The sequence below is a fragment of the Pseudomonas sp. GW821-FHT02C04 genome, assembly GCF_059421845.1.
Genome location: NZ_JBWKVT010000001.1, coordinates 1,172,448 through 1,184,306, shown reverse-complemented (window position 1 = coordinate 1,184,306; position 11,859 = coordinate 1,172,448). Strand labels below are relative to the sequence as shown.

At 60.5% G+C, this 11,859-nt stretch carries 11 protein-coding genes; 2 read left to right on the top strand and 9 right to left on the bottom strand.

Annotated elements, in window-relative coordinates:
- Nucleotides 1–137: 137 nt before the first annotated feature.
- The 6 genes from AC07VV_RS05385 to AC07VV_RS05360 all read right to left on the bottom strand — a co-directional run bounded on the left by AC07VV_RS05385 (nucleotide 138) and on the right by AC07VV_RS05360 (nucleotide 7,572).
- Nucleotides 138–1,175, bottom strand: a complete 1,038-nt coding sequence (locus tag AC07VV_RS05385; RefSeq protein ID WP_495035567.1) for a DNA topoisomerase IB — start codon at nucleotides 1,173–1,175, stop codon at nucleotides 138–140.
- Between the two features lie 72 nt (nucleotides 1,176–1,247).
- Nucleotides 1,248–2,327 (bottom strand): molybdenum ABC transporter ATP-binding protein, encoded by a 1,080-nt coding sequence (gene modC / locus AC07VV_RS05380; protein WP_495035566.1) that lies wholly within the window; start codon nucleotides 2,325–2,327, stop codon nucleotides 1,248–1,250.
- 3 nt (nucleotides 2,328–2,330) lie between these two features.
- Nucleotides 2,331–3,011, bottom strand: a complete 681-nt coding sequence (modB, locus tag AC07VV_RS05375) for a molybdate ABC transporter permease subunit (protein WP_096821551.1) — start codon at nucleotides 3,009–3,011, stop codon at nucleotides 2,331–2,333.
- On the bottom strand, nucleotides 3,012–3,779 hold the full coding sequence (gene modA / locus AC07VV_RS05370) for a molybdate ABC transporter substrate-binding protein (protein WP_249485970.1): 768 nt from the start codon (nucleotides 3,777–3,779) through the stop codon (nucleotides 3,012–3,014).
- Between the two features lie 175 nt (nucleotides 3,780–3,954).
- Entirely contained in the window at nucleotides 3,955–5,016 is a 1,062-nt protein-coding gene (locus AC07VV_RS05365) for an NAD(P)H-dependent flavin oxidoreductase (protein ID WP_495035565.1), read from the bottom strand.
- Nucleotides 5,017–5,124: 108 nt separating this feature from the next.
- A complete protein-coding gene (locus tag AC07VV_RS05360; protein ID WP_495035564.1) occupies nucleotides 5,125–7,572 on the bottom strand; it encodes an autotransporter in 2,448 nt (815 codons plus the stop codon).
- A gap of 179 nt (nucleotides 7,573–7,751) precedes the next feature.
- Here AC07VV_RS05360 and acuI point away from each other — a divergent pair, with 179 nt between their 5' ends.
- Both acuI and AC07VV_RS05350 read left to right on the top strand, forming a co-directional pair.
- A complete protein-coding gene (gene acuI / locus AC07VV_RS05355; protein WP_495035563.1) occupies nucleotides 7,752–8,735 on the top strand; it encodes an acrylyl-CoA reductase (NADPH) in 984 nt (327 codons plus the stop codon).
- A gap of 61 nt (nucleotides 8,736–8,796) precedes the next feature.
- Complete coding sequence (locus AC07VV_RS05350; RefSeq protein WP_495035562.1) at nucleotides 8,797–9,255, top strand: GyrI-like domain-containing protein; 459 nt, start codon at nucleotides 8,797–8,799, stop codon at nucleotides 9,253–9,255.
- On the opposite strand, the gene ada is transcribed toward AC07VV_RS05350, so the two are convergent.
- The 3 genes from ada to AC07VV_RS05335 all read right to left on the bottom strand — a co-directional run bounded on the left by ada (nucleotide 9,252) and on the right by AC07VV_RS05335 (nucleotide 11,789).
- Nucleotides 9,252–10,319, bottom strand: coding sequence for a bifunctional DNA-binding transcriptional regulator/O6-methylguanine-DNA methyltransferase Ada (gene ada, locus AC07VV_RS05345; protein WP_495035561.1), 1,068 nt, complete (start codon nucleotides 10,317–10,319; stop codon nucleotides 9,252–9,254). The genes AC07VV_RS05350 and ada overlap by 4 nt on opposite strands.
- 88 nt (nucleotides 10,320–10,407) lie before the next feature.
- On the bottom strand, nucleotides 10,408–11,070 hold the full coding sequence (gene alkB, locus AC07VV_RS05340) for a DNA oxidative demethylase AlkB (RefSeq protein WP_495035560.1): 663 nt from the start codon (nucleotides 11,068–11,070) through the stop codon (nucleotides 10,408–10,410).
- Nucleotides 11,071–11,075: 5 nt separating this feature from the next.
- On the bottom strand, nucleotides 11,076–11,789 hold the full coding sequence (locus tag AC07VV_RS05335; protein ID WP_495035559.1) for a 2OG-Fe(II) oxygenase: 714 nt from the start codon (nucleotides 11,787–11,789) through the stop codon (nucleotides 11,076–11,078).
- Nucleotides 11,790–11,859: the final 70 nt, after the last annotated feature.

Below are 11,859 nucleotides of genomic sequence, written 5' to 3'. Positions count from 1 at the left end.
CTCCAAAAAATGTCGGGAACACTGACAGGCGCCTTTGAAGGCGTGTCGCGATTACATTTTTGAAGGCTTAGTTGTTCACTTCTGCGGTCGTCCTTGGGAGGGAAGGGTCGTTAGCCTAGTCGAGACATCCGACGGGTTCAAGGCGTAGCGGCCATCTCAGCCATACGCTCCAGGAATAGCGCCAGTGCGACTTCTTCCTTGCGCAGACCTTTGCGGATCCGTGATCTTGGAAGCTCAGCCAGCGCTCCCAGCATGAAATGCTCCACCACGGCCGGATGGATGTAGCACTTTCGACACACCGCCGGCGTGTTCCCCAGTTGCCGCGCCACACCTTTGACCATCTCCACCACATGCCGCTTGGCTTCGGCCTCCGATTCCCATTGCAACTCCCGCAGCACCGACAGTGCGAGGGCGCTGCCGGCCCAGGTCCGGTAGTCCTTGGCGGTGAAGTCTGCGCCGGTCAGGGTTTGCAGGTAGGTGTTGACGTCGGAGGAACTGACGGTGTGCCGCTCGCCGTTTTCATCCAGATACTGGAACAGATTCTGCCCCGGGATTTCCAGGCAGCGCTTGATGATCCGCGCCAGGCGCCGGTCCTTCACGGTGATCTGATGCTCGATGCCGCTTTTGCCGCGAAACTGGAACAGGATCGCGCTGCCATTGATCTCGACATGCCGGCTGCGCAGGGTAGTCAGTCCATAGGATTTATTGTCTCGTGCGTATTGAGTATTGCCGACACGGATCAGGGTCGCATCGAGCAAAGTGATCACCGTGGCCATGACTTTGTCGCGGCTGAACCCCGGTGCTGCCAACAGCGCTTCCAGTTGTTTGCGCAACTTCGGCAGCGCCATGCCGAACTCACGCAGTCGCGAGTATTTGTCGGCATCACGGACCTCGCGCCAGCGCGGGTGATAGCGATACTGTTTGCGCCCCCGAGCATCGCGACCAGTGGCTTGAAGATGACCGCGAGGGTCAGCGCAGATCCAGACATCGGTGTAGGCCGGTGGCACGGCCAGCGCATTGATGCGTTTGATTTCGTCAGGATCAGTGATGCGCTGGCCTGCTGTGTCGAAGTAACAGAACTTGCCGCGCAGCTTCTTGCGGGTGAGCCCGGGCTGGGTGTCATCGACGTAATGCAGGTCCGAAGGCAACACATCGGTCAGCGCGGTATCGGGCATGGCGGGAATCCTTGGCGGCAATCGGGCTGTTACAGCGATTGACCGCATGCCATGGCAGTCGTGCCGACCGATTCAAGCCAGAACCGCGACAGCCTTGATCTGCGCCCACAATTGTTGACCCGCATGCACGCCCAACTGGTCTCGCGAATACCGGGTGATTCTTGCCAGCAGAGGCGTGCCACCCGCATCGAGGCGGATCAGCACATGAGCGGCATTGTCGGCGGGCATTTCGCTGGCAACCGTCACCGGCAGGCGGTTGAGGATGCTGCTGTGCTCGGTGTTTTGCAGGGTCAGGCTGATATCGCGAGCCTGCACTTTGCAGCGCAGCGTCTGACCGACTTCCATGGGGGAGTGGGTCACGCGAATGCTCAGTAACGTGTCGGGCAATTGCAGGCAGAGCAATTGGTAGTTGTGATCGTAGGAGATAACTTGCCCCTCGATCACCACTCCGGCGTCATCGCCCATTGCCAGTGGCAGATCCAGGCGGGCCAGAGTTTCGCCGATCGGGCCGCTGGCCAACGCTTTGCCGTTGTCGAGCAGCACCAGGTGATCGGCCAGGCGCGCGACTTCATCCTGAGCGTGACTGACATACAGAACCGGGATATCGAGTTCGTCGTGCAGCCGTTGCAGGTAAGGCAGGATTTCGCTTTTACGCTGACTGTCGAGGGCCGCGAGCGGCTCGTCCATCAGCAACAGTTTCGGACTGGTCAAAAGCGCCCGGGCGATGCCGACACGCTGACGTTCGCCGCCGGACAGATGCTGCGGATGACGCTCCAGCAAATGGCCGATTCCCAACAGTTCGGTGGCTTGTGCCATGTCGACCCGGCGTTGATTCCTGGCAATCCGTTTGAGGCCGAATTGCAGGTTGGCCAGCACCGAGAGGTGCGGAAACAGGCTCGCTTCCTGAAAGACATAGCCGAGCGCACGTTTGTGCGGCGGGACGAAAATGCCTTTATCGCTGTCCTGCCAGATTTCGTCGTTGATTTGCACAAAGGCGTGCGAAGCCCGTTCCAGTCCGGCAATACAACGCAGGCAGGTGGTCTTGCCTGAGCCTGATTGTCCGAACAATGCGGTCACGCCACGACCGGGCAGGTGCAGGTCAACATCCAGGCCGAAGCCGGAGTAAGCGAGTTTCAAGCGTGCTTCAATCATCGATCAACTCCAGCCTGCGCGCGACTTGCGGCTGGAATAGAGCGCCAGCAACACCAGAAACGAAAACACCAGCATCGCACCGGCGAGCCAATGTGCTTGTGAGTATTCCATGGCTTCGACGTGGTCGTAGATTTGTACCGAGACCACCCGGGTCTTGTCGGGAATATTGCCGCCGATCATCAGTACAACGCCGAATTCACCGACGGTATGGGCGAAACCCAGGATCGCCGCCGTAATGAAGCCGGGACGTGCGAGCGGCAGGATGACGCTGAAAAACGTGTCCCATGGATTGGCGCGCAAAGTGGCGGCCACTTCCAGGGGGCGAGTGCCGATGGCGGAGAAGGCGTTTTGCAGCGGCTGCACCACAAAGGGCATGGAATAGAGCACCGAACCGATCACCAGTCCGGTGAAGCTGAACGTAAGCGTGCCGAGCCCGAGCCATTGGGTGAAATGACCCAGAAAGCCATTGGGCCCGAGCGCGAGCAACAGATAAAAACCGATGACGGTCGGCGGCAGCACCAGGGGCAGGGCGACAATTGCCCCGATGGGGCCGCGCAACCAGGACTGGCTGCGCGACAACCACAGAGCAATCGGAGTGCCGATGACCAGCAGGATCGCGGTGGTCAGGGACGCCAGCTTCAGGGTCAGCCAGATCGCCGCGAAATCGGCACTCGTCAGCGACATTTACAGCTGATAACCGTAGGACTTGATCACCGCAGCGGCTTTCGGGCCTTTGAGGTAGTCGACCAGCGCCTTGGCAGCGGCGTTGTCCTTGCCTTTGTTCAGGATGACGGCGTCCTGTTTGATCGGGTCGTGCATGCTCGCCGGCACGATCCACGCCGAGCCGCTGCTGACCTTGCCGTCCTTGTAGATCTGCGAGAGGGCAACGAAGCCCAGTTCAGCGTTGCCGGTGGACACGAACTGGTAGGCCTGGGTGATGTTCTGGCCTTCGACGATCTTGGCTTTGGTCGCTTCAGTCAGTTTCAGCTTTTCCAGCACCTGGGTGGCAGCCAGACCGTAAGGCGCGGCTTTCGGGTTGGCGATGGACAGGTGTTGGTATTCGTTTTTCTTCAGAACGTCGCCTTTGGCGTCGACGTAGCCTTCTTTGGCCGACCACAGCGCGAGGGTGCCGATGGCGTAGGTGAAGCGCGAGCCCTTGACGGTGTCGCCTTCTTTTTCCAGTTTCTCAGGGGTGGTGTCGTCAGCCGAGAGGAACACTTCGAATGGCGCGCCGTTCTTGATCTGGGTGTAGAACTGCCCGGTGGCGCCATAGGCCGCGACCAGTTTGTGCCCGGTGTCTTTTTCGAAATCGGCGGCGATCGCCTGGATCGGTGCGGTGAAGTTGGCCGCGACGGCAACCTGCACTTCATCCGCCTGAACAGCGCCGGCGGCAAATACTGCAAGCAAGGAGGCCAGGCAGGTAGGGGCAAAACGTGAGGCACGAATGGTCATGAACAGCTCCGTTGTTGGCAAGTGCAGTGGGCAGTTATTGTTGGAGGGGTAGACTGCGCCGATGCGAGGGGGTGAATCGCTATATAGCTGAATATATAGCGAAATGCCTCTAAACGGAAAGTGCTGGTTTCAGGCTGGCAGGTGAGGGCATGAAATCCCTCAGTCTGCCGTGCTTTTACCGAGCCAGTTTTGCGAGCGCTCCTTCGGCCAGTTGCCGAGTCAGTTCAGCACTGCTCAACTCCTTGCCCAGCGTAAACGCCTGACCGGCCCAAAGGTTGCTGAAGTCGGCCTCATCCTTGGCGCGCAATGGCATCAGGGCACCGCCGGCCAAGGGAAACGCCGGCGCTTTGTCCGACATCGGTCCCACTTCACGCATCACTCGATTCAGAATCCCCCGTGCCGGACGCCCGGTAAACAGGTTGGTGATAGCGGTCTCACTGTCTTTCGCCGTGCGCAGCGCATTGTGATGAGAGGCGCTGACTTTGGCCTCTGGTGTAAACAGATAAGCCGTGCCGACCTGAGCAGCAGATGCACCGAGCATGAACGCCGCTGCAACGCCTCGCGCATCGGCGATCGCACCGGCAGCAATCACCGGCACTTTGACCGCGTCGACGATTTGCGGAACGAGGGCAAAGGTTCCGACCTGACTGCTCAGGTCATTGCTGAGGAACATGCCCCGATGCCCTCCGGCTTCGTAGCCCATGGCGATGATTGCGTCGCAACCGTTCTGTTCGAGCCAGATGGCTTCATCGACGTTGGTTGCCGAAGACAGAATCTTCGCACCAGTGGCCTTGACCCGGTCCAGCAGGGATTTTTCCGGCAGGCCAAAGTGGAAACTCACCACCTCAGGGCGAAACTCTTCCAGCACTTCGCAAGCTGCTGCATCAAACGGTGCACGGTTGGATACCGGCGTCGGGGCGTCGAAATCAGCGCCCAGTTCGCGGTAGTAGGGCTCCAGCAGATTCTTCCAGTCCCGTGCCCGCTGTTCATCGGCGGCCGGTGGCTGGTGGCAGAAGAAGTTGACGTTGAACGGTTTATCGGTGCCCTGGCGGATGGCTTTCAGTTCTTCGCGCAATTGCTCGATGCTCAACATCGCTGCCGGCATTGATCCCAAACCGCCCGCGTTGCACACGGCGATGACCATCGACGAGTTGGTGGCACCGGCCATCGGGCCCTGGATGATCGGCAATTCGATGCCGAGCAGGTCAAGAATGCGGGTATCTGGCCATTGGTTCATGGAAAAGACTCCGAAGGACAAAGCAGGGCAGAGAAGCTGAAGCCGGTTTTTTTACCAGCAAAACCGGGTGCAGGGCCAGCCGAGATTTGTAGCCTCGCGGGATTCAGGTCAGCGTCGATGAAATCCACCACCGCCTCCTCCGCCGAATGAATGGTTCATGAACTGCGAAGAATTGTGGAAGTTGTTCAGACGCTGATTGCCCACGTTACGCGCCGCGGAGTCGCGGTTGAGGTTCTGCAACTGAGCATTGTTGTTGGCCGATGTGCGGGTCGCGCCACCCTTGACCATCGACTGCCAGCCGTCATCGGTCTTTTTGTAGACGTTGCCGTCATGGCCGGCATACACGTTGTCGCCAACCCGCGCGGCGCCGCTGTTGCGTCCGTGAATCCCGCCGTATTGCGTGGTGTTGCCGGTGTTCGGGTTGTAAACGGCGCCACGATTGGCCGTTACCTGAGTGCCATTGCGAGCGTTGCCTGCGGTTACCCGGCCCCCTGCGATTGCGCCACCGTTGGGCCCAACCACTTCACCGCTGCGGCCAGCTGCATAGTTACCGGTGTAGACATTGTGTACCGCTCCACGCTGGCCTGCGGTCGCAATCCCGGTCCGTGAGTTGTAGGAGGAACCGACCTGGCCAGCCCAGCGGTTGCCAGTCCAGGCGTTGTAGCCTGCGCCATAGCGGCTGACGGTCGCCCGGTCGCCCCATTGCCGGTAGATGTTGCCGGTGGTGCCGGCCCAGCCGCCAGGGCCCCAGGCCACGGCGCCGCCGTGATAACCATAGGCAGCGCCGCCCCAGGCCAATGGTGCCGGATACAGGTGTGGCCCCCACGCGTAACCCCATCCGTAATTGCCCCACCATGGATAGGCGCCCCAGCCCCAGCCCATGGCGGCAGTGCTGCCGCCCCAGCTCCAGCCGAACCCGAAGCCGAAGGTCCAGCCAGTCCACGGCGTGTAGCGAATCGCGACCCCAAAGCCGTAAGTCACCGGCGGCCCGTACCAGGCGCTACCGACCCATGGCGTGTACGGATAGCCGGTGCCGTAAACCACAACGCCGGTCGCCGGATCCAGCGTCGATCCCTGGTAGCCCGGGGTATAGCCGACGACGACCGTGTCACCACTGGACTCATAGACTTTGACGTAAGTGAGGTAGTGCATCGGCGAGTTCGGCGGTATCGAATAAATCACCGCTGGCACTGAGCTGGCGACGGTCCATGGCCCGGTTACTGCCGTGGCGACGAACCAGATGCCGTTCTCCACGGCGTACCAACTGTTGTTGTCGACCCGGATGATCGGCGTGGCGCTATTGATCACATATTGAAGCGGGGTCCCGCTGATGGCTTTGAGTTGAGGCTCGCCGTCAAACTGCGGTGCAGTCATTTTTACCGCGTTTTTCTTGATTGCCGACGTCTGCGGGATGGTGGCGGCAATGGCCGCTTCCTTGGCCTGGGGCGTTCCGGCGACCGAGGCTTTGACGTTTTCCTTCGGGCTGTCGTCGGGGATGTTGGCGAAGTCGGCCGGCAGTTTGTCCGCCGGGGTAAATGTCCACGGGCCGTTCATGTCACCGGCGCGGAACCAGCGGCCGGAGATCAGCACATAACTGTTCTGATCGCCGATTTCCTTGAAGATGTGCCCGGTGGTATTACTGACGTACAGCAGTTGCGTGCCCTGGATCGGCAGCCACTGTGGCGCACCGTCGGTGACGATCAGTTCGGTCGGGGTCGTGGCGACGAATATCTTCGGCTGCGGCGGCTTGGCCAGGCTCGGCACTTTGTCCTTCGGATCGCTTTGCCCGGTGAGAAGATCCACCTGCCGGCTCTCGATCGCCGCTTTCTTGGCTTTCTCCAGATCCGGCGGAGGCGATGAGAGCAGGGCGTAGGGCCCCGTCAATTGCTCGGCAACCATCCAGCCATCGAACACGTGCAGATAGTGTTTGCCCTGGGCGTCCTTGAGCAGCAGAGGACGGGTGTTGATCACCCGTTGCAACCCGGTGCCGTCGACCTCGCGATACGCAGCCTCACCGTCGATATAGACAAGCATGGCTGGCACGTCCGAACTGAGGATGGTCGGTGGCGTGTTTTCCAGGGGCGCGGTGTCGGCTTTCTGTTCGGCGGCCAGTACACCGACGGCAGCCTCCAATTGATCGAGTGAAATGGTTTTCTTGCGCTTGGCCGCATCGTTTTGCAGTGTCGTAATCCAGGTGTCGGCCTGGCTGGCGTCGGCAGGGAAATCAGCCTTGATGATTTTGTACTGGTCGAGCGCGACCCAGCGGGTGGCCTTGTCGACCAGCGTGTGAGCGCTGAACTGGACGATGCCATAAGTCGCCTTGCCGTCAGCGCCGGTGGCCTCTACGGCGGCGCGGGCCTGCAAGGTGTAGCCGTCCCAGCTGTCGAGCTGCGGCTGATACACGGTGAGTTTTGACTTGCCGCTAGTGATGACTTGCGGCCATGTCGGCTCAACGGCAGCGGCGTCCGTGGTCTTGGCCGCAGGCGCCGCCCACGCGGTATTGAATGCCAACAGACAGAGCATCAGCCAGGCAAGAAAAGGGCGAGCGCGGGACATTGTCAGCTCCATCGACAAGGGCTTCTCGGGGATAAGTGGAAGCCGTCGAAAGAGCATAGCCGGCCGATCCGGAATCATCCGGCGGTTTAAGTGATTGGCGGAAGGTCGAGTGGGGCAAAATGTTGCGATGTGCTATTTGAATGCCACGAGACCCTGAATTCATTCCCTGAGAGGCAATCATGTTCAACGGCATTCTGATCGACAAAGACGACAGCGGTTATCGCGCCAGCCTGCAGAAAATCGACGAGCAGCAGTTGCCCGAAGGCGATGTGACGGTGCGCGTCGCGTACAGCACGCTGAACTTCAAGGACGGGCTGGCGATTACCGGCAGCAGCCCGGTGGTGCGCAGGTTTCCGATGGTGCCGGGGATCGATCTGGCGGGTACGGTCGAAGTCAGTTCGCATCCCGACTATAAGACTGGCGATCAGGTGCTGCTCAATGGTTGGGGCGTCGGTGAAAACCACTGGGGCGGCCTGGCCCAGAAGGCGCGGCTCAACGGCGACTGGCTGATTCCGCTGCCCAAGGCGTTTTCCGCGGCGCAAGCCATGGCCATTGGCACGGCGGGCTACACGGCGATGCTGTGCATCATGGCGCTGGAACGTAATGGCGTGACGCCGGAGCACGGTGAAGTATTGGTCACGGGTGCCAATGGTGGGGTCGGCAGCTTTGCAATCGCCTTATTGCACAAGCTCGGCTATCGCGTGGTGGCCTCTACCGGCCGGGTGTCGGAGCATGAGTATCTGCAACAATTGGGCGCCAGCGAAATCATCGATCGGGCGATCTTGTCCGAACCCGGCAAACCACTGGCGAAGGAACGTTGGGCAGCGGTCATCGATTCGGTCGGTAGCCACACATTGGCCAACGCCTGCGCCAGCACCCGCGCCGAAGGGACTGTCGCGGCATGCGGTCTGGCTCAGGGCATGGATTTCCCGGCATCGGTGGCACCGTTCATCTTGCGGGGCGTTACGCTGGCCGGAATCAACAGCGTAACCCAGCCCAAGGCCCGTCGAATCGAGGCCTGGGAACGTCTGGCCAAGGATCTGGATTTTGCATTGCTGCCCCTGATCAGCCACGAAATTGGCCTCAGCGAAGCCATCGAAGCGGCCCCGAAGCTGCTCGCCGGGCAGCTGCGCGGACGGGTTGTCGTGGACGTCAATCGCTGACACATTAAGCGCCATCGCGGACCTGCCGGGCCGCACTTCAAAAAAAGGGAGTGGCACTTCGATGGATTTACAACAACAGCACGTTGAGTCGTTCACGGTTTCAGGCTTGCGCGTTCGCACCACCAACGCCGCAGAACACAAGGCCGAGACCGCGAAAATCGGCCCGATGTGGGGGCAATTCTTCGGCAAGAACCTGGCGGAGGCCATTCCCGGCAAACTGACCGAGTCGCCGATTTACGGGGTGTACTCGGCCTATGAGTCGGATGCCTCGGGTGCATTCGATGTGACGGCGGGTGTTGCGGTTGCCAATCCGCTGACTGATTTCGAAACCATTAGGATCGAAAGCGGCGAGTATCTGGTGTTCCAGGGACATGGCGCATTGCCCGATGCGGTCATTGCCACTTGGGGGCGGATCTGGAAACACTTCGAAGCCAATCCGCAGATTCAGCGACGTTACGCCACCGACTTCGAGGCCTATCTCGGCCCCGAGTCAGTGTCGATTTACATCGGCATCCGTTAAGGCTGCGTTTCCCGGGACAACAACTCACGCTTGCGCTCCACGCCCCAGCGATAGCCCGAGAGGTTGCCGTCGCTGCGGACCACGCGATGGCAAGGGATCGCCACCGCAAGGCTGTTGGCGCCGCAGGCCTGAGCCACGGCCCGAACCGCTTTGGGCGAGCCGATACGCTGGGCGATATCGGCATAACTGGCGGTGCTGCCAACCGGTATTTCGCGCAGCGCCTGCCAGACCCGCTCCTGAAACGCGGTGCCCCGTACATCCAGTGGCAGATCGAGACCGATGGCCGGCGTTTCAATGAACCCGACGACATGGGCGATCAGTTGCTCGAACCCGGCATCGGCGCCAATCAGGTTGGCCCGACGAAACTGATCCTGCAGATCACAGACCAATTGATGGGGATCGTCCCCCAACAGAATCGCGCAAATCCCCCGGTCACTCTGGGCCACCAGAATGGCGCCAAGCGAACATTGACCGACCGCAAAACGAATGTTGTTGTTTTGCCCGGCGGCCCGGAAGTCGCCGGGTTTCATGCCCAGCAACTGGTCAGCGGCTTCATAGAAACGGCTGTTGGAGTTGAAACCAGCGTCGTACAACGCGTCGGTCACCGAGTCGCCATCCGCCAATCGTTGCCGCACTCTGCGGGAGCGGTGTGCGGCGGCGTAACCTTTGGGCGTCAGGCCGGTGGCGGCTTTGAATACCCGATGGAAATGGAATGAGCTCAGGCCGGCGGCATCCGCCAGTTCGTTGAGCGCTGGCAGGGTTTCGGCGGTTTCGATCTGTCGGCACGCAGCGGCTACGGTAGCTGCATGTTGCGCGGCCACGTCGCTCTGATCCTTGCTCGCCCGCTTGCTGGGGCGATAACCCGCTGCTTCAGCCTCTTCGGCGGTGTCGAAGAACTCGACATTCTGCGGTTTCGGCAAGCGCGCCAGGCTGCTTGGGCGGCAATAGATGCCAGTGGTTTTCACTGCGTAGACAAATTGACCGTCCGCCCGTGGGTCCCGGGCGACGACGGCGGACCAGCGTGGATCGTCTTCAATGTTCAGCGGGATCGAAAGCGTTTTCATGATGGAGAGTCCGTTGACCTGTTGAATTTCAGGTTAACCAGTGCCGCCAACCGTAACACTCCGGCCCTTGCGGTCAAACTTTGCGCGGTTATCCGGCGGTGCGGAACGTCAGGTTGAAACGCTGTTCGCCCAACTGCGGATGCCGGCCGTACTTGATCGGCAGGACGCCGTGGTAGCGCAGCCGATCAGCGCCACCCCAGATCACCATGTCGCCGTGCAACAGCGGAATGCGCTGGCTCCTGTCACTACGGGCGAAACCACCGAACAGGAACATGGCGGGCAAACCCAATGACAGAGAAACGATCGGTGCGGTGTAGGAATGTTCGTCCTTGTCCTGATGCAAAGACATTTTCGCGCCAGGGACATAACGGTTGATCAGGCAGGAGTCCGGTATGAAATCGGAAAATCCGACTTGCTTCGCCGCTGTCTGCGCCAGGTCGCGAAAGACTTCGGGCATCTCCGGCCAAGGCTGGTGGCTGAGCGGGTCATCGGCCGAGTAACGGTAACCGCTGCGGTCGGTAATCCAGCCAAGCGCTCCGCAACTGCTGGTGGCTACTGACATGCTGAAACCGCCGGGCGTCATCATGTGTCGCAACGGGGCGCGTTCGATGACCGATTTCAGAGCCGGCAATAAATGTTCGATATGGGGAAGGGCGAAGCCACGCAGTACCCAGGATTGTTCGCCGATCTGCTCAGCGCGTCGGGGCTGCTCGGATTCGGTGTCGGCGAACAAATCGAAGTGGGTGTGCATGATGGTCAGGTAGCGTCGTGAAAAATGATGCCCAGAGTATGCCGTTTTCCGCTGTGCAGGCGGCTGACGCCGTGGCGCATGGTGACCCGATAGTCGCCGCGCACGCCTTTGACCGGGCGTTGGTTGACGGCAAAGATCAGCGCGTCGCCTTTTTTCAGGTCCATCACCAGTGGGCGAGATTGCATTCTCGGGCGTTGTTCGGTCAGGACGAATTCACCGCCGCTGAAATCCTCGCCAGGTTCTGACAAAAGAATCGCGACTTGCAGCGGAAAGACGTGTTCGCCGTACAAGTCCTGATGCAAACAGTTGTAGTCCTGTGGGCCGTATTGCAGCAAGAGCGGGGTAGGCCGCAGTTGACCGGCGGCATGACAGCGCGCAAGAAACTCTCTGTGCAGGGGTGGAAAGCGTTGCGGCAAGCCCATCCGTTCATGCCAGTGATTGGCCAGGGGAACAAGGCGCGGATAAAGCGCATTGCGCAGGCGCTCCACCAATGGAGGCAACGGGTAGCGCAGATACTTGTATTCGCCGCGACCGAAACCGTGGCGGGCCATGATCACCTGTGAGCGGAACGGTTCGCTTTGCGGGTACAGCGCACTCAGGCGATCACAGGTTTCCGGGCGCAGCAGCGAGCGGATGATGGCGCAACCGTCCTGATCCAGTTGTTGTTCCAGTGCGGCCCAGTCGAGCGCATCGAGGGGCGATTCGGGTGACATCGGCATACTGATTCCTTGGCTTGCGTCCAGGTGATCAGTCTAGGCAGCCCGCCAGGCCGGAACACTCCGGCGCTTG

Excerpts from the sequence above, each read along its gene's own strand:
- modC (WP_495035566.1), bottom strand. The coding sequence starts at position 2,327 with ATGATTGAAGCACGCTTGAAACTCGCTTACTCCGGCTTCGGCCTGGAT.
- ada (WP_495035561.1), bottom strand. The coding sequence starts at position 10,319 with ATGAAAACGCTTTCGATCCCGCTGAACATTGAAGACGATCCACGCTGG.
- acuI (WP_495035563.1), top strand. The coding sequence starts at position 7,752 with ATGTTCAACGGCATTCTGATCGACAAAGACGACAGCGGTTATCGCGCC.
- alkB (WP_495035560.1), bottom strand. The coding sequence starts at position 11,070 with ATGCACACCCACTTCGATTTGTTCGCCGACACCGAATCCGAGCAGCCC.
- AC07VV_RS05365 (WP_495035565.1), bottom strand. The coding sequence starts at position 5,016 with ATGAACCAATGGCCAGATACCCGCATTCTTGACCTGCTCGGCATCGAA.
- modB (WP_096821551.1), bottom strand. The coding sequence starts at position 3,011 with ATGTCGCTGACGAGTGCCGATTTCGCGGCGATCTGGCTGACCCTGAAG.
- AC07VV_RS05360 (WP_495035564.1), bottom strand. The coding sequence starts at position 7,572 with ATGTCCCGCGCTCGCCCTTTTCTTGCCTGGCTGATGCTCTGTCTGTTG.
- AC07VV_RS05350 (WP_495035562.1), top strand. The coding sequence starts at position 8,797 with ATGGATTTACAACAACAGCACGTTGAGTCGTTCACGGTTTCAGGCTTG.
- modA (WP_249485970.1), bottom strand. The coding sequence starts at position 3,779 with ATGACCATTCGTGCCTCACGTTTTGCCCCTACCTGCCTGGCCTCCTTG.
- AC07VV_RS05335 (WP_495035559.1), bottom strand. The coding sequence starts at position 11,789 with ATGCCGATGTCACCCGAATCGCCCCTCGATGCGCTCGACTGGGCCGCA.
- AC07VV_RS05385 (WP_495035567.1), bottom strand. The coding sequence starts at position 1,175 with ATGCCCGATACCGCGCTGACCGATGTGTTGCCTTCGGACCTGCATTAC.